Genomic DNA, 20,695 nt, shown 5'->3' on the forward strand with positions numbered 1-20,695 from the left:
GGTCGCAAGACCTGACCGGAAAACCGGCCTGCGCCCTGTAAGCTGATCCGAAACGCCCGCGGCCGTGCGAGGATCTGGCGCGTTGGATTGGCTGGGAGCCTAGGCCCCGGCGCGCGCCGCCTCGACGATGCGGCGGGCCGCATCGAAGGCGGCCTCTATATCCATTTCGGTCGTGTCCAGCAAGACCGCATCGGCTGCGGCGACCATGGGGGCGGTGCCCCGGCCCGCGTCGCGCGCATCGCGTCGCTCGATGTCGGCCAGCATGTCCTCGAAGGCGATGGTCTCGCCGCGCGCCAGCAGTTGCAGCCAGCGCCTGCGCGCGCGGGCCTCGGTGCTGGCGGTGACGAACAGCTTGGCGGTGGCCGCAGGCGCAATCACCGTGCCGATGTCGCGCCCGTCCAGCACCGCGCCACCGGGTCGCGCGGCAAAGCGGCGCTGAAGATCGAGCAGGGCGGCGCGCACGCCCGGATGCGCGGCCACGCGGCTGGCGGCCTCGCCCGCGCCCCGGTCGGTCAGGCGGTGGGTGTCGGACAGGGCGGACAGATCCAGGCTGCGCGCCACGGCTTCGGCCGCTGCGGCGTCGTCGAGGTCGATGCCCTGATCCAGCAAGGCCAGTCCCACGGCGCGATAGAGCAGCCCCGTATCGAGATGGGGCAGGGCGTAATGGGCGGCGAGGCGGGCAGCGATCGTGCCCTTGCCGGAGGCCGCCGGGCCGTCAACAGCGATAATGAGCGTCATCAGGCCCTGTCCTTATGGGATGAGACGCGCCAGCGCAAAGCCGCAGATGCGCCGCCTGTGCGCCTAACGGTGCTGGCCCGCATCCCCCGGCCGGAAAATGGGCGCGCCTGTGCGGGCCATCAGTTGCCCGAAGCCCGGAAAGCTGGTGGTGATCATCTCGGCGTCGCGCACCGTGACGGGGGCCTCGGCACCCAGCCCCAGAACCAGATGGCTCATGGCGATGCGGTGGTCGTGGGCGGTGTCTATGGTGGCACCGCCGCGCACCGGCCCTCCGGTGACGATCAGCCCCTCCGGCTCTTCGGTGACATCGACACCGCACGCCGCCAGACCCCGCGCCATCAGGGCGATGCGGTCGCTTTCCTTCACGCGCATCTCGCCGATGCCGCGCATGACTGTCCGGCCTGTGGCAAAGGCGGCGGTAACGGCGAGCACGGGGTATTCGTCGATCATGGAGGGCGCGCGCTGTGGCGGCACGATGACACCGGCCAGCGGGCCGTGACGGGCGGTGATGTCGCCCACCTCCTCGCCGCCAGAGACGCGCCGGTTGGTGATCTCGATGTCCGCGCCCATCTCGGCCCAGGTGGTCAGCAGCCCCGTGCGCAAGCGGTTCAGCATCACCCCCTCCAGCGTCACCTCCGAGCCCGGCACGATCAGGGCCGCCGCCAGCAGGAATGCCGCCGAGGAGGGGTCCGAGGGCACATGGATCTCGGCGGGGCTGAGCGTGCAGGGGCCATGGATGCCGATCCGCGTGCCCGCGGCGCTGGTGGCAATCTCGACGGGCACGCCGAAGGCGGGCAGCATCCGCTCCAGGTGATCGCGGGTCGGCACGGGCTCGATCACCTCGGTGGTGCCTGTCGCGCCAAGGCCTGCCAGCAGGATGGCGGACTTGACCTGGGCCGAGGCGATGGTCTGGGTGTGGCTGATGGGGCTGAGGGCGGCCCCTGTGAGGGTAAGCGGCAGGCGATCGGCCTGCCCGTGCCAGCGCACCATGGCACCCATGCGCTCCAGCGGGTCCAGCACCCGCTTCATGGGCCGCGAGCGCAAGCTGGCGTCGCCATCGAGGCGCGCGGCGATGCCCTGTCCGGCAATGGCCCCCATGAGAAGGCGCACGCCCGTGCCCGCATTGCCGCAGTCGATCACGCCCCGGGGGGTGGAAAAGCGGCCCTGTCCGCGCACCCACCACTGCCCCTCTGCGATGCGTTCGACCTCGGCGCCGAGGGCGGCAACGGCGCGCGCCGTGGCCAGCACATCGTCGCCTTCCAGCAGGTCGTGGATAAGGCTCTCGCCGTCCGCCAGCCCCGCCAGGATCAGCGCCCGGTGGGATATGGACTTGTCCGATGGCGCCCGCACCCGCCCCTTCAGGGGGGCAGGCGCGCGATGGGCGGTCAGGCTGAGGGAGGCGGGGGACTTGAGGTCCGGCGGCAACATGGGCAGGGCTTCCGTTGAAAAACGCTTTTGACAGCGCGCCCCCTTGGTGGCAAGGGACGCGCCCGATACGCCATTCCCGCTAGAGAAAGAGGGTTCCGCCTTGGCCAAACCCGAGCTTGGCGCCAAGCAGATCTGCCCGAACTGCCAGGCCAAATTCTACGATCTGGGCCGCCGCCCCGCGCGCTGCCCCAAATGCGAGACGGAGTTCGACCCCGAAGAGGTGGTGCGCACCCGTCGCGGGCGCAGCCGCGAAATCATCGCCGAACTGCCCGAGGACGACAGCGAGGACCAGGTCAAGGGCAAGGCCGACGCTGACGACGAGGACGAGGACGACGGCGCCACGCCCGAAATCGATCAGGAAGCCGAAGCCATCGTCATCGATGACGAGGACGCCGAGGATGATGTCGCGGTCAAGGGCGGCGTCGGCATGGGCGAGGCATCGGACGACGACGATGACGTCGATCTTTCTGACGATGACGACGACTCGGTGCCCTTCATCGAGGACGATGACGACGACAGCTTCGACGACGAAATCGACGTCAGCGCGGACGACGAGGACGATCGATAAAAAAGGTGCGGAAACGGGCTTGATCGGAACTTCCCGCTGGCCTAGTTTCCGCCGCCTCGCGACAGGGTGCCAGCCCCGCCGCGACCAGCACAGCCGCTTTCCGCAATCGCGTCTATCGCAAAGTGGGGCGGTCTGATGCCTGGGGCTATAGCTCAGTTGGTAGAGCGCTTGAATGGCATTCAAGAGGTCAGCGGTTCGACTCCGCTTAGCTCCACCATGAACCCCTCGCCGGACAACGGCGGGGGGTTTTCCTTTTAGGGCCCTGACGGCGATGCCCAGGACGCTCAAAGGCGGGTGGCGCAGGTGTCATCGGCTGGCGCGGTCAGCTGGTTCCACACCGACCATCAGGGCAGTGTGATCGCCATCACCAATGCTGCGGGCCATGCGACGGCCACGGCCAGCTATTCACCCTATGGAGAGTTCGCCACTCCCGGCCAGGTGCCCCCCGGACTTGGAGCGGGGGGCGGCGTGTTCGGCTATACCGGCCGCCAGTTCGATGCCGAAACCGGGCTCTATCAATACCGCGCCCGCTACTATCACCCCAGGCTGGGCCAGTTCCTCTCCACCGATCCCATCGGCACAAAGGACGATCCGAACCTCACCCTCTACGTCGCAAACGATCCGGTGAACTACACCGACCCGACGGGCGAGACGCGGTTGTTGCGGACGGGCGTCAACCTCGTTCGCCGGAGCGTGCGCAATAGAGGTAATGTCGGCCGGGCTATCCGTGAGGAAGCGGCCAGCATCGCAGGCGATGTTGCGACACTCGTTTCACCAGACTCGTCGATGGCTGATAGAGCAGGGGCGGCCTTTAATCTCGCATCCCCTGTTCGGAGAAATGAAATGGCTGACGGAGTCGCTGCGGTGCAGCGTGCGACGGCGCGCACACCTCGAGCGGCACGTCGAGAAGCTACTAGGAGTCACGCAACCTACACGAGGACTAACCCACAAACAGGCCAAGTCTATAGTGGCCGGACAAGCGGGAGAGGATCCCCTGAACAGGCGGTTGCGGCTCGCGGACGGTCTGCTGATCATAGAAGGCTAACCGAAGAAGGCTTTGAACCGCCCCAACTAGACAGGTCAGGAAGCGCAGGTGCTATAAGGGGTCGGGAGCAACAACTCGTCGAGGCTAATGGAGGGGCTCAGTCGGTTGGAGGTACCTCAGCGAATCGGATCAATGCTGTAGGGCCTCGAAATCCGAACGGTCCTCGCTACAGACGAGACGCCGAAAGAGAATTTCCAGACTAGACCAACTCAACTAATCCACCTGAGAATTGAATATGTTGAAATCTTCCAGAACTGAAAACGACATTATAGAAATCGAGCTAATCGATGGCAGATTCGCTTATGCGCAGCGCTTGACCGATCCGTTAGTCGGATTTTATCCGGGGTGCTATGGGCAACGGCAGACCGTCGAGACGTTTGAAGGCCAAACTTTCCGGTTTTGTGTCTGGGTGCATAGTGATGCCTTCGCCTCAGCGCGTTGGAACGTCGTTGGAACGATTGAGCCCCCTCCGAATATGCAGAACCCGTGGTTCTTCAAACAAGACGCACTAAGCAAAAAGCTCACATTGTATCAGCACCAAACGGGCAAGGTTCGCACCCTTCAAGTTGATGAGCTGTTCGGGTATGAGGCTGCCGCCGTGTGGGATCCAGAGCACATTGAGCAGAGGCTGATCGATGAATGTGAAGGACGCAGCAATGTCTTTGTCGAGAGTATGAAAAAACGTGCTGCGGCTGACTGGATCTCAAGATTTGGTTCGTAGCGCCGCCTAGTTTACCCTGAAATAGGATCCGGGCGGATCGGGCGGATCGGGCGACGCCACGTCGAAGAGGCGGGTATGAATTTCGACCAAGTTCAACGCGCAGTGCGTGCAGATATCGCACGAAGGGGCCCTTCCGCTTTCCCGCCCGGGACCAATCCGCGTATTCAGATTACTGTGGGTGGACGGCAGGTTACGTATTCGGCTTACAGGCTTCCAAATGGAAGTATAAATGTCGGGAGGATCACAGTGCCATGAATTTCCGGAGAATGTCTGAAGCGGAGTGGCGCCTTCTCAACTGTTTGCTCGTAGATATCATGGACTGCGAGGAGCGCGTAAAATTTCGTGATGTCGAAGTCGTAACGATGAATGATGGAGGCATGGGCAGCTTCGCACTTCGAGGCGCGTGCCCAGGCTTGAAAAAACTCGCAGTCGAGGCGATGAGCAAAGACAGTGATGGCACAGAGCTTCTTATATCACTTTTCTGTGATTGTAGTGGGAAGCCCGCAGAGGTTGATATTTGGAAAGTAGACTTTTCCCCGCTATGCGTTTTTCCTGATCCTGAGACGTTAAAATTTTTGCCTCCTATTGGGTAGTGATCTAAGTCCATCGAGTGTCAGCTTAATCCAGCGTGGCTTTGCTTCCTCCAAGTGTACGTAGGGCAGGATAGCTAGGTGGCGTGACGGTGCTGTCAGTCTAACGCTAACAAGTCTCCACTTCGGCTGGATCGGCTGGGGCACGGGAGGCATGGGTTGCGACCGATATCGTTCAAGCGTCACCGGTTTCCGGCTGACATCATCCGCCATGTGGTATGGCTCTATTTCCGCTTCACTCTGAGCTTCCGCGATGTAGAGGAAATGCTCGCCCAGCGGGGTGTCGAGGTCAGCTACGAGACCATCAGGTGCTGGACGATCAAGTTCGGTCCGCAGATCTCCAGGAACCTGAAACGCAGGCGGCCGGTGCCCTCGCGCACTGGCATCTGGACGAGGTGGTCTGCACCATTGGGGGCATGCGCATGTACCTGTGGCGCGCCGTCGACGACGAGGGTGAAGTTCTGGATGTCGTGGTGCAGAAGCGCCGGGATCATGACGCGGCCCTGACGCTGCTGAAGCGCCTCCTGCGCAATCAGCCGGTCGAACCCACGGCGATCGTTACAGACGGGCTGGCGTCGTATCGCTCAGCACTGCGGGAGCTGGGCCTGGACGGCATCCACCGACCCGGCCGGCTTCGAGAGAACAACAGGGCGGAGAACTCCCACCTGCCGATCCGAAGACGGGAGCGGAAGATGCCGCTCTTCAAGTCCCGGAGCTCAGCCCAGCGTTTCCTCACCACCCACGCAGCCGTCTACAACACCTTCTACACCCAGCGTCACCTGATCAGCCGAGATACCCTCCGGACCTTCCGGAGTGCGGCGACTGACGCCTGGACGGAGGCGACGGCGGCCGCCTGAGCGCCCCCCGTGCGGGCCACCGAGTTAACCTGACAACGCTAGCGACGCTCCGCACCGCGTTGCGGGCATTTTCCGTGCGCCAGATTCCCTGTTCTGCATCATGAATTCCCTGTTCTTGGCGTCCGGGATGACACCGTGAGTTCCGTCGTAGGATGCTGAAAAAACAAGGCTCTATCGTCCCCGTGGTCGCGCAGGCACGTATGATATCCCTAAGAATTCGGCGACAACCGGGAAAATGGGAAAATCGCATACATGGCCGACGGCTGTAGACAGAGAGAAATCTCTCAGCTCCTCCGCGCACCACCATGAACCCCTCGCCGGACAACGGCGGGGGGTTTTCCTTTTAGGGCTCTGACGGTGATGCCAAGGACGCTCAAAGGGCGCGCACGGTAAGGATCGTGGGCGGCGTCATGACCCGCACCCTGTGGTCCGGTGCCGACGAGGTGGCCGAGCTGGATGCCAGCGGGGGGCTTTAAGGCTGCGGCTGGATGCCGGGCACCCGCGCAGAAGCACGTTTCGCACAAAAGAACACGGGGCCGCCGGTGAGGGCAGCCCCGCTTTCCTGGTCGTGAGGGTGTCGGTCTTGAAGACAGAAAGGCCGATCAGAGGCCGGGCAGCTTGATGCCCCGGTTCTGGCGGCGCTGGATCACGATGCCCTGACCCCCCGTGAGGGCCTGCAGGCGCTCATATTCGGTGGAAGCGTCGATGGTCACCGCCTCGCCGCCGCGAACCACGGTGGTGGGGGCCTGGCTGGTCGCATCGTCACGGCGCCAGAACATCAGGCGGTCGGCGAAGGAGGGCTCCTTGTGCGCCAGGTCGCCGAACTCGTCGTCGATCACATAGGCAGCCAGCGGGTCGGCGCGGTCGGCACCGGCGCGCGCCACCAGAACCTGCTCGGCGGCGGAGCGATCGACGCTCTGACGGCTGCCCAGCAGGATGTTGCGCGCGGCGCTCTCGGGGGCGAGTTCCTGCGGACGGGGCTGACCGGGCAGGGGCGGGCGCAGGTTGTACTCGGGCGGCACGGTCAGGGGCGGAGCCGACACGGTGCGGAACTCGTCGGGCGTGACGCGCTGAACGCCCATGCTGTTGCGCACGGAGTTGCAGCCGGTGACGGCGACGGCAGCAGCGGCCAGTACCGCGAGGGACGCATGGGATGCACGCATGGACAGTCGGTCTCCAACAAAACCAGAAGCGGGATGCTCAGGCGCAAGAATGCGCCATCCCGGACAGGGCATGATAGGCCACTTTAGGGAGCATTACGACTTTTCGCGGGCAAGGCCAATGGCTGCGCGCTCGCGCCGCTCGGCCAGCACGCTGTCCAGCAGGAGCACCGCCACGCCCACCGAGATGGCGGCATCGGCCACATTGAACACCCACGGGAACATCAGGGCCGAGAAGTCGAGAAAATCCACCACGCCGCCAAAGCGGATGCGGTCGATGACATTGCCGATGGCGCCGCCCATCACCAGACCCACGGCAACGGCGAACAGCGGACGGTCAGCCCGGCGCACCCATACGGCCAGGGCGACGGCGACCAGGATCGAAAAGGCCGACAGCCCCCAGCGCGCCAGCTCTCCGCCCGCCAGCAGGCCGAAGCTGACGCCCGTGTTCAGAACATAGGTCAGGTTGAAGAAGGGCAGCACCTCGATGCGCCCCACCTCGCGCAGGGACAGGCCATAGAGCACCCAGGCCTTGGTGATCTGATCGAGCACGATCACGGCCAGGCCGAGAAGATAGGCGAACAGGGCGTGACGGGTCAGCGACATGGACGGTCCGAAAAAGAGCGAGGCCACAGGGCAGGGCCGGGGAGGAATGAGGCGTTACTAGACGATTTTTCGCCGCCGTCTAAGGGGCACGCTCAGCGATCGCGGCGGCGCGGGCTGCGGCGTTCCCGCTCCGCGCCCGTGGCCTTGGCCGAGATTTCCTTCAGCTTGACCTTTTGCAGGGCGGAAAGCGGCTGGCCCGGCGCGCCCTTCTCGGGGTCGGCAAAGGCGCGGCCATGCTCGGTGATGCGCGATTCTACCGAGCCGAGGAACTCGTCCTCCCACTCGGAAAGGTCCACGCCCTTTGCGGCAGCCACGCGGCGGGCCTTCTTCAGCGCGCGAAGGGCCGAGCGGCGCGCCGCCTCGCGCGCGGCCTGATAGGGATTGGGCGGGGCCTTGGAGCGCCGCACCGCCGGGCCGGACCTCAGACCTCGCCCAGAGCCGACAGGTAAAGATCGAGGATGGCTTCCTCTTCCTGCCGCTTGGCCTTGTCCTGCTTGCGAAGGCGCACGACCTTGCGCAGCACCTTGACGTCATAGCCCTCGCCCTTGGCCTCGGCGAAGACCTCCTTGATGTCGCCCATGATGGCGGCCTTGTCCTCTTCGAGGCGCTCGATGCGCTCGATGATGGAGCGCAGGCGGCCCTGGGCCGTGGCGGTCAGGACATCGGGGTTCTGGAAGGAGGCATCGTCGGCCAAGGCAGGCTCCGCAAGGGCTGGGGTGATCGGTTTACAACACGGTTAGCGGGCGGGGGCCTGCGGCTCAAGCACGCGCTCCGAATCGCTCACAGATGCGTGGCTCCATGCGCTGGTCCTATGCGATGGTCCCTTGGGATGACGCAAACAGGAACGCGGCACAGGAAAAAGGCCACCGGCGCGATGCCCGTGGCCCTGTTCCGTCATCGTTTCGCTGGCGGCGCGCGGCGCGCGCGGCAGGGATCAGCCCTGCTTGGCCTTGAAGCGCGGGTCGGTCTTGTTGATCACATAGACGCGGCCCTTGCGGCGCACGATCTTGCAGTCCCGGTGACGGGTCTTGAGGGACTTGAGCGAGCTGCGGACCTTCATGGCCGTAATCCTTGGGGCTCAGTGCGGGACGCGAACGCCCCGAGCGGAAAAAACAGCGCCGCAGGCACGGGCATGGGCTCGGCGCTTGCGGCGGGAGGCGTGCGTATAAGGGCAGCAGGGCCTTGCTGTCAACCGCTGCCCCGCCCTGCCTGGCCGAGCCCGCTCAGCCCGCGAGCCCGCGCACCCTACGAGGTTGTGAAGCCTCTTGCCACGATTGCGCCCGAATGAGAGGAGGCAATGCGCTAATACCATGGGGGGCAATGGTATGGGGCCTGCATGAACGTGCATGGTCCGCTCAACCATTTCGAGACGAGTTGAAGGGTAATTGGCTCCCATGTCCCTGCGCCTGGTTCTGATCGCCTTGACCGCCGCCTGCGCCCCGATGATCGAGGCGCCGCAGGAGGCTGCGCCCGCGCCTGCGGAACCTGTTCAGCGCGCCGAGGTCCAGACCCCGCCGCCCGCAGCCAGCACGGGCGAATACGCCAGCTTCGAGGCCTGGAAGGAAGGGTTCCTGTCGCGCCACGGCGGGGCCAACCGCGCGGCCTATGAGCGCGAGCTGGCCGGACTGACCCCCGATCCCACGGTCATCAGCCGCGATCGCAACCAGCCCGAGTTCTCGCGCCCCGTGGGGGCCTATGTCACCGGCGCGGTGACGGCGGACCGCCTGTCCATCGGGCGCCAGCGCATGAGCGAGGTCACACAGCTGGCCGCCATCGAGCAGCGCTATGGCGTGCCGCGAGAGATCCTGGTGGGTATCTGGGCGCAGGAAAGCGCCTTTGGCCGCATTCAGGGCGACATGGACGTGATCCGCTCGCTGGCGACGCTGGCCCACGACGGGCGCAGGCGAGACTGGGCCGAGAGCCAGCTAAAAGACGCGCTGGACATCGTGATCTCGGGCCGGGCCAGCCGCGAGCGCCTGCGCGGCTCGTGGGCCGGGGCCATGGGCCAGAGCCAGTTCATGCCCGACAACTATCTGCGCCTTGCCGTCGACGGCGATGGCGACGGGCGCGTGGACATCTGGGGCTCGGCCCCCGATGCCCTGGCCTCGGCAGCGAACCTGCTGGCGCAGGCGGGCTGGAAGCGCGGGCAGGGCTGGGCCTATGAGGTGCGCCTGCCCGAAGGCTTCGACTATGCCCTGGCCGAGACCGACCGCCAGCCCTGGCAGGTCTGGGCCGCGCGCGGGATCACTCTCACCAATGGCGTGGTGCTGAATGCCGCCGAGGCGGGCGAGCAGGCGAGCATACTGCTGCCGCAAGGTGCGAACGGTCCGGCATTCCTCGCCCTGCCCAATCACTATGTGATCCGCCGCTACAACAATTCGGTCGCCTATGCGCTGGCCATCGGCCTGCTGGCGGATGGCATGGCCGGAAGACCCGCCCTGACGCGCAGCTGGCCTGACGAGGCGCCCCTGTCGCGCGACCAGCGCTTCGATGCCCAGCGTGCCTTGCAGGCGCTGGGCTTTGATCCCGGCGGCATCGACGGGGTGATCGGGGCAGGCACGCGCCGGGCGCTGCGTGCCTATCAGCAGGCGCGCGGCATCACCGCCGACGGGCACCTGACCGCACCGCTGGTCGAGCGCCTGCGCTTCGAAGCCGGTCTCTGAGCCGTCAGAACAGCCAGTAGATGGCCATGCAGGTGGTGATGCCCACGATCACCGCCATGGGCACGCCGATCTTGAGGAAGTCCGTGAAGCGGTAGTCCCCGGCCGCATAGACCAGGGTGTTGGTCTGATAGCCGATGGGCGTGGCGAAGCTGGCCGAGGCGGCAAACATCACGGCCACCAGAAACGGTCTTGCATCCACACCAAGTGCCTCGGCAAGGCCGATGGCGATGGGGGTCATGATGACGGCAACGCCATTGTTCGTGACCAGCTCGGTCAGGATGGACGTCAGGGCATAGAGCGCCACCAGCACCGCGAATGGCGGCAGGACCATCAGCCAGGGCGTGGCAAAGCCGACGATGGCATTGATGGTGCCTGCGTTCTGAAGGCCCGCACCGATGGCCAGCATGGCAAAGATCAGCACCAGAACCTCGCCGTCGATGGCGGCCCAGGCCTCCTCCGCATCGACGCAGCGGAACAGCAGGATGATGGCCACGCCGATGATGGCCAGACCGGCGATGGGCATGACGTTGAAGGCGGCCAGCCCGACCACGCCTGCCAGCGCCGCGATGGCGACGGGTGCCTTGGTGCGGCGGAACGAGCGGGCCTGGGACTGGCCCACGCCGATCAGGTTGCGGTTGTCACGCAGGTCGCCGATGGCCTCGGGCGCGGCGGCGATCAGCAGGCTGTCAGCGGCGCGGATGCGGGCATTGGGCAGGTCGGGGCCGGGCAGGTGGCGCGCGCGGCTAATGCCCAGAATGCGCAGCTTGAGCCGCGAGAGCATGGGAATCTCGGCCAGACGCCGACCGATGGCCGGATGGGTCGGCGCGATGGTGGCCTCGATCAGCTCGATGCTGTCGCGGTCCTCGTCGTCGGCCAGATTGAGCGCGCCAAGACCGTTGATGCCGACCACGAAGTCATGACCGTTGGCCAGAGCCACCAGCTCGTGCGGGGCCGCCGAGATCACCAGCCGGTCGCCGGGCTCGAGCACCTCGTCGTCGAGCTCTCGGCGCAGCATCTGCCCCTCGCGGCGGATACCCACCACCTTGACGCCCGCATGGCGCAGCTCGGGGATGTCGCCGACGCGCTCGCCCACCACCTCGGAGCCCTCCTTGACCAGCAGGTCGGTGAGAAAGGCATGGCTCTCGTTGTCCTCCAGCGCGCTGTCGGGCCGGTTGGGCAGCAGCCATGGCCCCAGCAGGGCCAGCACGATCACGCCCGTGATGGCCGTGACGAGGCCCACGCCGGTGATCTCGAAGATGCCGAAGGCGGGCTGTCCCAGATCGCGCGCGACACCGTCCACCAGCAGATTGGTCGAGGTGCCGATCAGGGTCAGTGTACCCGACAGGATGGTGACATAGGACAGCGGGATCAGCAGGCGCGTGGAGGCCACCTCCATGGTGCGCGCCAGCCTGCGGATGACCGGGATCAGGATGATGACCACGGGCGTGTTGTTCATGAAGGCCGGGGCCACCAGCGCACCGCCCAGGACTTCTGTGGTGGTCTGGCGGGGGCGGGACTGGGCACGTTTGGTCAGCACGCCGATGATGGCCTCGATGGTGCCCGTGCGCACCAGCGCGCCCGACAGGATGAACATGGCCGCAATGGTGATGGGCGCCGAATTGCCCAGTGTTGCCACCGCCGTCTGCACCGGCAGCAGCCCCAGCGCGAGCATGACGGCCACCCCCGCCACCGCCACCACCGTGGGGGGGAAACGCTCGGATATGAAGGCCGCGAACAGGCCGATGAGTACGAACAGGCCGATCAGTGCGCTGTTGGCCTCGATCAGGCCCGCGATCATCTGCAGCGATATGATTTCCAATGGAGCCCCCGGCGCGGGCGCACGCTTGTGCGCCTGCACAACTAAACCCCGTTAAGCCAATGCCGTTCCAGACGCCAGATCAGCCTCGTACGCGCGCTGTGGGGTTTTCAAGGGGCAGCGAAACCCTTAGGGGCAGGGGCCATGAGCCCGACCCAGCCCGTCGCCCGCCTTTCCGAGATCGCTGCCGACTACGATGTCGTGTTCTGCGATGTGTGGGGCGTGATCCACAACGGGCGCGAAAGCTGGCCCGAGGCGTGCGCGGCGCTGGCGCGCTTTGCCGAGGCACGCGGTCCTGTGGTGCTGGTGTCGAACTCGCCGCGCCCCAGCAGCGACGTGGTCGCCCAGCTCGATCACCTCAAGGTGCCCCGCGAGAGCTGGCAGGGGTTCGTGACCTCGGGCGATGCCACGCTGGACGAGCTGGCGCGGCGCGCGCCGGGCCGGGCCTGGGCGCTTGGCCCCGCGCGTGACCGCACCCTCTACGAGGGCATGGCCCTGACGCTGGTGGACGGGCCGGAGCAGGCGGACTTCATCAGTTGCACGGGCCTTTATGATGACGCCCGCGACACGCCCGAGACCTATCGAGAGAGCCTCGGCATTGCGGCGGCGCGCGATCTGCCCATGGTGTGCGCCAACCCTGACCGGATCGTGCAGCGCGGCGATACCATCATCTATTGTGCAGGTGCCCTGGCGGATCTCTACGAGAGTCTCGGCGGCAAGGTCATCATGGCCGGAAAGCCCCATGAGCCCATCTATCGCCTGAGCTTCGAGCGCGCGCAGGCGCTGCTGGGAAGGCCGGTGGCGCGAGAGCGGGTGCTGGCCATAGGCGATGGCCTCGTCACCGATGTGATGGGGGCCGAGGCGCAAGGAATCGACTGCCTTTTCGTGGCCAAGGGCATCCACGGCAAGGCCGCCATGAGCGCGAACGGCGGGCTCGATGTCGCCGGGGCGCAGTCCCTTCTGGTGGAGGCGGGCACGCGCGCGCGCTATTCCACCCTTGATCTTGTCTGGTAGCGTTGATGAGCAACATGACCCACCGCGAAGACGGCTACATCCTGCCGGAGCTGTCCGTCGGCATGAGCGCGGAGATTGAAATCACCGTGACCGAGGCGCGCATCCAGCGCTTCGCCGAGGCGTCGGACGACTTCAATCCGGTGCATACCGACGAGGATTTCGCGCGGCGCACGCCCTATCGCGGACGCATCGCCCACGGCCTTTTGTCGGCCTCGTTCGGCTCAGCGGTGGTGGGCACGAAGCTGCCCGGCGCGGGCGCGATCTATCTGTCCCAGACCCTCAGCTTTCACAAGCCGGTGCGCATCGGCGACGTGGTGGTGGCGCGCGTCGAGGTGATCGCCATCGACGAGGCCAGCGCGCGCGTCACGCTTCGCACCGAGTGCCTGGTGGGCGGCGAGGTCGTCATGGACGGCGAGGCGCTGGTGCGGGTGCCCCGGCGCAGGAAGCCCGGCTGATGCAGGTTGTCGAGGGCTGGAAGGCTCTGCCCACGGACCAGCGCGGCGCGGCCGTGGCGCTGGGCAATTTCGACGGGGTGCATCTGGGCCACCAGCAGGTCATCCAAGATGCCCTCGCCGCCGCACGCAGTCTCGGCGTGGCCCCGGCCGTCATCAGCTTCGAGCCGCACCCGCGCCGCTATTTCCAGCCCGATGCGGAGCCATTCCGCCTGATGGATCACGACCAGATGGTTCGGGCGCTGGCGGCGCTGGGGGTGGAGCGGCTCTATCGACTGCCCTTTGACCGCGAGATGGCGGAGATGTCCGACGAGGCGTTCGCCCGCCGCGTGCTGGGTGAGGGGCTGGGCGCACGCCATGTGGCGGCGGGCTTCGACATCACCTTTGGCCGCGGGCGAACGGGCTCGCCAGAGTCGCTGCGGGCCTATGGCGAGGCGCTGGGCTTTTCGGTGTCGATCCGCGCGCCGGTCACGGGGGCGGGCGGGGGCAAGCTGTCGTCCAGCGCGGTTCGAGACGCGCTGATGAGCGGCGACATGGACGCAGCGCGCGCGATCCTGACGCGGCCCTTCGCCATTCGCGGCGAGGTGATCCACGGCGATGCGCGCGGGCGCACCATCGGGGTGCCCACGGCCAATGTCGCGCTGGGCGACTATGTGCGGCCGCGCTACGGCGTCTATGCCACGCGCAGCACCCTGGCCGACGGGCGCGTCTTCGATGGCGTGGCGAACCTTGGCCTGCGGCCCATGTTCGAGACCCGCGAGCCCATGCTGGAAGTCTGGCTGTTCGGCTTTTCGGGCGATCTCTATGGCCGGGTGATCGAGACGGCCCTGATCGCGCACCTGCGTGACGAGGCCATGCTGGACGGGCTCGAGGCGCTCAAGGCCCAGATCGCCCGCGATGCCGAGGCGGCCCGTGCCGTGCTGGCGGCGGAAAAGAGCGCCTCGTGAACCTGTGCAGCCGCACGGGCCTCTGCTAGAGCATCAGCCATGAAGGTTCGCACCGGCACGATTGTCATCGCCACACGCTGCCCCAGAAGCCGGGCCGGCGACGGGGCGGCGCGCATTAGCCGCCCGGCGTAGCGATCGAGGGCCCGCTGCGGCCCCGCGCTCGCCGGGATGTCGATCACGCCCTGCCCCTGACCTTCACCTGCGCTGGTGCGCAACCGAGCCTACGAGAGCCGAGACAGACCATGGCCGACGCAACCTCCACCCCGTCCGGGCGCGACTATCGCGACACGGTGTTCCTGCCCGAGACCGACTTTCCCATGCGCGGCGGGCTTCCCCAGAAAGAGCCCGCGATCCTCGAGCGCTGGGGCGATCTGTATGGCGACCTGCGCCGGGCGCGCCAGGGCCAGGGCGCGGAGCTGTTCGTGCTGCATGACGGCCCGCCCTATGCCAACGGCGCCATCCACATCGGCCACGCCCTGAACAAGACGCTCAAGGACTTCGTGGTCCGCTCGCAGTTCCTGCTGGGCAGGGACGTGGACTATGTGCCGGGCTGGGACTGCCACGGCCTGCCCATCGAATGGAAGATCGAGGAGCAGTTCCGCAAGCAGGGCAAGCGCAAGGACGAGGTGAGCAAGGCCGCCTTCCGCGCCGCCTGCCGCGACTATGCCGGCGGCTGGATCGAGGCCCAGAGCGAGGAGTTCCGCCGCCTCGGCGTGCTGGGCGACTGGGCCGGGCGCTATGCCACCATGGATTTCGCCACCGAGGCGGCCATCGTGCGCGAGTTCCACCGCTTCAAGAACACCGGCCAGCTCTATCGCGGCTCCAAGCCGGTGATGTGGAGCCCCGTCGAGCGCACGGCCCTGGCCGACGCCGAGGTGGAATATCACACCCTCGTCTCGCCGACGGTGTGGGTGAAATTCCCGGTGCGCGGCGCGGGCGATCATCACCCCGACGACCTGCTGGCGTTCCGCAACGCGACGCCGAGCGTGGTGATCTGGACCACCACGCCCTGGACCATCCCGGCCAACCGCGCCATCGCCTATGGGCCGGACATCGAATACGGCCTCTATGAGGTCGAGACCCTTGAGGAAGGGCTGGAGTTCTCGCCCTGGGCGCGTCCCGGCGAGCGGCTGATCCTGGCCGACGCCCTGGCCGAAGCCGTGCTGAAAGAGGCGAAGGTGGCGCGCTTTGTGCGCATAGACGGCATCGATCCGTCAGGGCTGGAGTGCGCCCATCCGCTGGCCGAGCTTGATCCGGGCTACGGCTTCTCGGTGCCGCTGCTGGCGGGCGATCACGTCACGGACGATGCGGGCACGGGCTTTGTGCACACCGCCCCCGGCCACGGGGCCGAGGACTATGAGGTCTGGCGCGCCCACGGTCATCACGAGATCCCCGAGACGGTCGATGCGGACGGCGCCTATTTCGATCACGTTCCCCTGTTCGCGGGCCTGAAGGTCATCGAGACCGAGGGCAAGAAGGCAGGGCGCTTCGGCGATGCCAACAAGGCCGTCACCGAAAAGCTGATCGAGGCGGGCAACCTGCTGGCGCGTGGGCGGCTGGAGCACACCTATCCGCATTCGTGGCGCTCCAAGGCCCCGGTGATCTTCCGCAATACCCCCCAGTGGTTTGTGCGCATGGACGAACCACTAAACTCCAAAGCTCTGGGGTTCGTCCGCATGGACGGCGAGAAAACCCTGCGCGAGACGGCGCTGGCGGCCATCGATGCGACCACCTTCCATCCCGAACAGGGGCGCAACCGCATCCGCGCCATGGTCGAGACGCGCCCCGACTGGCTGATCAGCCGCCAGCGCGCCTGGGGCACGCCGCTGGCCATGTTCGTGGATCGCCACACCGGCACCCCGCTCAATGACGAGGCCGTGGACGCACGCATCCTCGAGGCCATCGAGGCCGAAGGGGCCGATGCCTGGTTCACCCGCCCGGCCAGTGATTTCCTCGGCGCCGGTCACGATGTCGAGCGCTACGAGAAGATCGAGGACATCCTCGATGTGTGGTTCGATTCCGGCTGCACCCACGCCTTCACGCTTGAGGGGCGCGCGGACTCGCACTGGCCGGCCGATCTTTATCTGGAGGGTTCGGACCAGCACCGCGGCTGGTTCCAGTCATCGCTGCTGCAGGCCTGCGCCACGCGCGGGCGCGCGCCCTATCAGGCGGTGCTGACCCATGGCTTCACCCTGGACGAGAACGGCGAGAAGATGTCCAAGTCCAGGGGCAACACCATCGAGCCCCAGACGATCATCAAGGAATCGGGCGCTGACATCCTGCGGCTTTGGGTGGCCCTGACCGACACCTCCGAGGATCAGCGCATCGGCAAGCAGATCCTGCAGACCACCATCGACGCCTATCGCAAGCTGAGGAACACCCTGCGCTACCTGCTGGGCGCGCTGAAGGGCTTTGACGAGGCCGAGCGGGTGGATGCCGACCAGATGCCGCCGCTGGAGCGCTACATCCTGCACCGGCTGTGGGAGCTGGATGGTCAGGTGCGCGCCGCCTATGGGCGCTATGACTTTCAGGGCGTGATCCGTCCGATCATGAGCTTCTGCACCCACGACCTCTCGGCGCTCTATTTCGACATCCGCAAGGACAGCCTCTATTGCGACCGCCCCGATGCCCTGCGCCGCCGCGCGTGCCGCACGGTAATGGATGCGGTGTTCGAGCGCCTGACCGCCTGGCTGGCCCCGCTGGTGCCCTTCACCATGGAAGAGGCGTGGAGCACGCGCTTTGCCGATGCGCCCTCGAACTGCCTGCGCGTAATCCCCGACACGCCCGCCGAGTGGCGCAACGATGTCGAGGCCGGGCGCTGGTCCGGCATCCAGGATGTGATCGAGGCGGTCAACGAGGCGCTGGAGGCAGCGCGGCGCGACAAGGTGATCGGCGGGGCGCTCGACGCCTGGCCGCGCGTCACCCTGCCGATGACCGAGGCCCGGCTTTTCGAGGGCGTGCTGGCCGACGGCAGCAAGGTGGACCCGGTTGATCCGGCCGAGGTTTTCCGCACCTCGGGTGCCGCGCTGGTGATCGGCGATGGTGCCATCACGGTCGAGGTGAGGCCGGCCGATCATCCCAAATGCGCGCGCTCGTGGCGGCGGGTGCCGGACGTGGGCTCTGATCCCGACTATCCCGACCTGTCGGCACGCGATGCCGATGCGGTGCGCTGGCTGGACGGGCGAAAGGCAGGCTAGGAGCGGGCCGCATCCGAGCGCCGCGCCGCATCCTCGAGCCGCTCGCGCGCCGAGCCGAGGCGACGCTCGATGGCACCCAGAGCCGCGATCAGGGCCTCGCGCGCGTCGCTGAGCGGGGCGGGCTCGGGGCGCACACGGCGCGGGCGGCGCCTGTCGAGGCCGAGCCCCTCGCGCCACAGGCCCGAGAAGCGCTCCACGGCCGGACGCACGCTGGCAAGGCCCTGGGCCGAGTGAACATCGGCGTTCTGGATCACGCGCGTCAGGGCCAGATGCGACAGCACGCACCGGCGCAGGCGCGCCAGCTGGTCGAGCCGTGCCGACAGGGCGGCGCGCAGATCGGGCGCGGCCTCGCTTCCCGTATCGCTCACTGCCTCGCTGGCATCGGTATCGGCGGGCTGGGCCAGCGGCATCTGGGCGAGGGCCGTGCGCCCCGCAGCCAGATGGGTGTCGAACTCCGTGACCAGATCACGCAGCGCCGCATGAAGGGTGTCAAGCTCGCCCGCATGGCCGTGCAGCCGTGCGACAGTCTCGTCGAGGCTGCCGAGCGAGGCCGACAGGCGCGAAGCACCCGCCTCGAAGGACTGGCGCAGGGCCTTGAGGCGCTTGCCCCGGCTGTCGAACAGTCCGCCCAGACCGGTGCGCGGGGTCAGGCGGCGGGCGTCCAGCGGCTCCAGCGCGCTGCGGCACGCTTCCAGCTCCTCGCGGCATGGCGCGATCAGGGCCGGGCTGGTGGCGGTCTTGAGCTGGTCGAGCAGCTCGCCTGCGCGCGTAATCAATGCCTCGCCAAAGCTGGCCACGGCGGCGGCATCGGTGAAGTCGGTGGCATTGCGGATGGCGGCCGCACGCGCCTGATCGACGCCTCCGGGATTTGCGCCAGCGCTGTCGGGCTGGGCCGCTCGGGTGGCCTCGGTCGTCATGTCTCCCCTCCATCGGTACGAACCGGGCGGGAGTGAAGGCTCAAGCGCGCCCCATGCCCGGCATAATGGTTAATGCCACTATGCCAGTGCTTTCAGATTTTCGGAAACCGAATAGGACGCCTCGGTCCGGTCCGCCACGTCATCGAGGCTGACGCCCTCGGCCAGCTCGATCAGGTGCAGCCCCGCGCCGTCGGGCAGCACGTCGAACACGCACAGGTCGGTGATGATGCGGCTGACCACGCCCGTGCCGGTCAGCGGCAGGGTGCAGCGCTTGAGCACCTTGGACTGGCCATGCTTGTTGGCGTGATCCATGACCACCACCACGCGCTTGACGCCCGCCACCAGGTCCATGGCCCCGCCCATGCCCTTGACCAGCTTGCCGGGGATCATCCAGTTGGCGATGTCGCCGTTCTCGGCCACTTCCATGGCACCCAGGATCGACAGGTCGATGTGCCCGCCGCGGATCATGGCGAAGCTGTCGGCCGAGCTGAAATAGGCGGTCTCGGGCAGGGCGGTGATGGTCTGCTTGCCCGCATTGATCAGGTCGGCATCGACCTCGTCCTCGAAGGGGAACGGGCCCATGCCCAGCATGCCGTTCTCGCTTTGCAGCGTCACGGTCATGCCCTCGGGGATGTAGTTGGCCACCAGCGTCGGTATGCCGATGCCCAGGTTCACATAGAAGCCGTCCTGAAGTTCCCTGGCGGCACGTTCGGCGAGTTGTTCACGGGTGCGAGGCATGGGTTTGATCCGGGTGTGGGGTGTGGGGTGTGGGGTGTGGGGTGTGGGGAGGGTCAGTCGTCTTTTGTGCGCAGTGATCGGATCAAGGCTCCGAGGCCTCGGCCCAGCGGGTCACATCGCCTCAGCGCCGGCTCGATTTCACCGCCAGGCGCGAGGTCGACTTCCGATGCGATAATCAGGTGCGTTTCCAATTCCTTGAGCGATCCTTGGGCGATCATCAGGTGTCTCACATAATCTTTGCGTGTTCCGCGCCCATATCCTTCAGCAATGTTGGCAGGGATGGAGACCGCTGAACGCCTGATCTGGGATGTCAAACCGAACAGCTCATCCTTCGGGAAAGATCGCGTGATGACGTAGCACGCTTTCACCAGACCAATGCCGTCTTGCCAGACCGTCAAGTCTCGATACGACCTCAGCGGCATTGCCATTCGTCACACCCCACACCCCACACCCCAAACCCCAACCCTCACGCCCAGTGCCCGGTCAGGCGCTCGCGCGCTGACGCACGGTGCGCTGTTCGATGCGTTTTTCGAACGTGCCCTTGATCAGGCGATCGACATAGATGCCCGGCGTGTGGATGTGATCGGGATCGAGCGATCCGACCGGCACGATTTCCTCGACCTCGACGACACAGGTGCGCCCGGCGGTGGCCATCATGGGATTGAAGTTGCGCGCCGTCCTGCGGAACACGAGGTTGCCCGCCTCGTCGGCCTTCCAGGCCTTGACGATGGCCAGATCGGCCACGAGGCCCGTTTCCATCACATAGTCGCGCCCGCCAAAGCTGCGCACCTCCTTGCCCTCGGCCACCAGAGTGCCCACGCCCGTGGCGGTGAAGAAGGCCGGAATGCCCGCCCCGCCCGCGCGGATGCGCTCGGCCAGGGTGCCCTGGGGATTGAACTCCAGCTCCAGCTCGCCGGACAGATACTGGCGCTCGAACTCCTTGTTCTCGCCCACATAGGAGCTGATCATCTTGGCGATCTGGCGGGTCTCGAGCAGCTGGCCGAGGCCAAAGCCGTCAACGCCCGCGTTGTTGGAGATGACCGTCAGGCCCTTGGCACCGGAATCACGCAGGGCGGCGATCAGGTTCTCGGGAATGCCGCACAGGCCAAAACCGCCCGCCATGACGGTCATGCCATCGAAGGTCAGCCCCTCCAGGGCCGCAGCCGCATCGGGGAAAATCTTGTCGCGCATGGGCCACCTCCCGCTTTTCATGTTCTGGTGAATATATCGGAGCCTGC

21 protein-coding genes, 1 tRNA gene and 1 pseudogene are annotated in these 20,695 nt (G+C 66.5%); 11 read left to right on the top strand and 12 right to left on the bottom strand.

Features of this window, described 5'->3' with window-relative positions; all coding sequences use genetic code 11:
• Positions 1–99: 99 nt before the first annotated feature.
• Both cmk and aroA read right to left on the bottom strand, forming a co-directional pair.
• A complete protein-coding gene (gene cmk, locus ACK4E3_RS09115) occupies positions 100–738 on the bottom strand; it encodes a (d)CMP kinase (RefSeq protein ID WP_409699481.1) in 639 nt (212 codons plus the stop codon).
• A 63-nt stretch (positions 739–801) separates the two neighbouring features.
• Positions 802–2,166 (bottom strand): 3-phosphoshikimate 1-carboxyvinyltransferase, encoded by a 1,365-nt coding sequence (gene aroA, locus ACK4E3_RS09120; protein ID WP_409699484.1) that lies wholly within the window; start codon positions 2,164–2,166, stop codon positions 802–804.
• A 100-nt stretch (positions 2,167–2,266) separates the two neighbouring features.
• Between aroA and ACK4E3_RS09125 the strand changes: the two genes are divergently transcribed.
• From ACK4E3_RS09125 to ACK4E3_RS09150, 6 genes and pseudogenes are all read left to right on the top strand, one after another.
• A complete protein-coding gene (locus ACK4E3_RS09125) occupies positions 2,267–2,734 on the top strand; it encodes a TIGR02300 family protein (protein WP_409699487.1) in 468 nt (155 codons plus the stop codon).
• A gap of 141 nt (positions 2,735–2,875) precedes the next feature.
• Positions 2,876–2,951: transfer RNA gene (locus ACK4E3_RS09130), tRNA-Ala, on the top strand.
• 137 nt (positions 2,952–3,088) lie between these two features.
• Entirely contained in the window at positions 3,089–3,982 is an 894-nt protein-coding gene (locus ACK4E3_RS09135) for an RHS repeat-associated core domain-containing protein (protein ID WP_409701214.1), read from the top strand.
• 32 nt (positions 3,983–4,014) lie between these two features.
• Positions 4,015–4,500: a hypothetical protein gene (locus ACK4E3_RS09140; RefSeq protein ID WP_409699490.1), complete on the top strand. Its 486-nt coding sequence runs from the start codon at positions 4,015–4,017 to the stop codon at positions 4,498–4,500.
• 266 nt (positions 4,501–4,766) lie between these two features.
• Positions 4,767–5,093, top strand: coding sequence for a DUF6984 family protein (locus ACK4E3_RS09145; protein WP_409701217.1), 327 nt, complete (start codon positions 4,767–4,769; stop codon positions 5,091–5,093).
• 156 nt (positions 5,094–5,249) lie between these two features.
• Positions 5,250–5,947, top strand: a pseudogene (locus ACK4E3_RS09150) (IS6 family transposase).
• A 602-nt stretch (positions 5,948–6,549) separates the two neighbouring features.
• Here the strand turns inward: ACK4E3_RS09150 and ACK4E3_RS09155 are convergent.
• The 5 genes from ACK4E3_RS09155 to ykgO all read right to left on the bottom strand — a co-directional run bounded on the left by ACK4E3_RS09155 (position 6,550) and on the right by ykgO (position 8,773).
• Complete coding sequence (locus ACK4E3_RS09155) at positions 6,550–7,110, bottom strand: DUF3035 domain-containing protein (RefSeq protein WP_409699493.1); 561 nt, start codon at positions 7,108–7,110, stop codon at positions 6,550–6,552.
• A 93-nt stretch (positions 7,111–7,203) separates the two neighbouring features.
• Positions 7,204–7,713 (bottom strand): signal peptidase II, encoded by a 510-nt coding sequence (lspA, locus tag ACK4E3_RS09160; protein ID WP_409699496.1) that lies wholly within the window; start codon positions 7,711–7,713, stop codon positions 7,204–7,206.
• A 92-nt stretch (positions 7,714–7,805) separates the two neighbouring features.
• The gene (locus ACK4E3_RS09165) at positions 7,806–8,120 is read right to left on the bottom strand and encodes a hypothetical protein (protein ID WP_409699499.1); all 315 of its coding nucleotides are present in this window, start codon (positions 8,118–8,120) and stop codon (positions 7,806–7,808) included.
• 14 nt (positions 8,121–8,134) lie between these two features.
• Entirely contained in the window at positions 8,135–8,407 is a 273-nt protein-coding gene (locus ACK4E3_RS09170; protein ID WP_409699502.1) for a DUF2312 domain-containing protein, read from the bottom strand.
• 240 nt (positions 8,408–8,647) lie between these two features.
• Positions 8,648–8,773 (bottom strand): type B 50S ribosomal protein L36, encoded by a 126-nt coding sequence (gene ykgO, locus ACK4E3_RS09175; protein ID WP_409699505.1) that lies wholly within the window; start codon positions 8,771–8,773, stop codon positions 8,648–8,650.
• 334 nt (positions 8,774–9,107) lie between these two features.
• Here ykgO and ACK4E3_RS09180 point away from each other — a divergent pair, with 334 nt between their 5' ends.
• Positions 9,108–10,376 (top strand): lytic murein transglycosylase, encoded by a 1,269-nt coding sequence (locus tag ACK4E3_RS09180; protein WP_409699508.1) that lies wholly within the window; start codon positions 9,108–9,110, stop codon positions 10,374–10,376.
• 4 nt (positions 10,377–10,380) lie between these two features.
• On the opposite strand, the gene ACK4E3_RS09185 is transcribed toward ACK4E3_RS09180, so the two are convergent.
• Positions 10,381–12,195, bottom strand: coding sequence for an SLC13 family permease (locus ACK4E3_RS09185; protein WP_409699511.1), 1,815 nt, complete (start codon positions 12,193–12,195; stop codon positions 10,381–10,383).
• 141 nt (positions 12,196–12,336) lie between these two features.
• On the opposite strand from ACK4E3_RS09185, the gene ACK4E3_RS09190 reads away from it, so the two are divergent.
• The 4 genes from ACK4E3_RS09190 (at position 12,337) to ileS (ending at position 17,802) form a co-directional block, all read left to right on the top strand.
• On the top strand, positions 12,337–13,206 hold the full coding sequence (locus ACK4E3_RS09190) for a TIGR01459 family HAD-type hydrolase (protein ID WP_409699514.1): 870 nt from the start codon (positions 12,337–12,339) through the stop codon (positions 13,204–13,206).
• A 14-nt stretch (positions 13,207–13,220) separates the two neighbouring features.
• On the top strand, positions 13,221–13,661 hold the full coding sequence (locus tag ACK4E3_RS09195; protein WP_409699517.1) for a MaoC family dehydratase: 441 nt from the start codon (positions 13,221–13,223) through the stop codon (positions 13,659–13,661).
• On the top strand, positions 13,661–14,605 hold the full coding sequence (locus ACK4E3_RS09200) for a bifunctional riboflavin kinase/FAD synthetase (protein WP_409699520.1): 945 nt from the start codon (positions 13,661–13,663) through the stop codon (positions 14,603–14,605). Before ACK4E3_RS09195 ends, ACK4E3_RS09200 begins: the two co-directional genes overlap by 1 nt.
• Before the next feature lie 242 nt (positions 14,606–14,847).
• A complete protein-coding gene (ileS, locus tag ACK4E3_RS09205) occupies positions 14,848–17,802 on the top strand; it encodes an isoleucine--tRNA ligase (RefSeq protein WP_409699523.1) in 2,955 nt (984 codons plus the stop codon).
• On the opposite strand, the gene ACK4E3_RS09210 is transcribed toward ileS, so the two are convergent.
• The 4 genes from ACK4E3_RS09210 to ACK4E3_RS09225 all read right to left on the bottom strand — a co-directional run bounded on the left by ACK4E3_RS09210 (position 17,799) and on the right by ACK4E3_RS09225 (position 20,648).
• Positions 17,799–18,719, bottom strand: a complete 921-nt coding sequence (locus ACK4E3_RS09210) for a toxic anion resistance protein (RefSeq protein WP_409699526.1) — start codon at positions 18,717–18,719, stop codon at positions 17,799–17,801. The genes ileS and ACK4E3_RS09210 overlap by 4 nt on opposite strands.
• Before the next feature lie 78 nt (positions 18,720–18,797).
• Entirely contained in the window at positions 18,798–19,457 is a 660-nt protein-coding gene (locus ACK4E3_RS09215; RefSeq protein ID WP_409699529.1) for a 3-oxoacid CoA-transferase subunit B, read from the bottom strand.
• Between the two features lie 53 nt (positions 19,458–19,510).
• Positions 19,511–19,885 carry a four helix bundle protein gene (locus tag ACK4E3_RS09220; RefSeq protein ID WP_409699532.1) on the bottom strand — a complete coding sequence of 125 codons (375 nt, stop codon included), beginning with the start codon at positions 19,883–19,885 and terminating at the stop codon, positions 19,511–19,513.
• Between the two features lie 55 nt (positions 19,886–19,940).
• Positions 19,941–20,648, bottom strand: coding sequence for a CoA transferase subunit A (locus ACK4E3_RS09225; protein ID WP_409699535.1), 708 nt, complete (start codon positions 20,646–20,648; stop codon positions 19,941–19,943).
• Between the last annotated feature and the right edge of the window lie 47 nt (positions 20,649–20,695).

The sequence above is a fragment of the Brevundimonas sp. genome (assembly GCF_046299595.1).
GTDB lineage: Bacteria > Pseudomonadota > Alphaproteobacteria > Caulobacterales > Caulobacteraceae > Brevundimonas.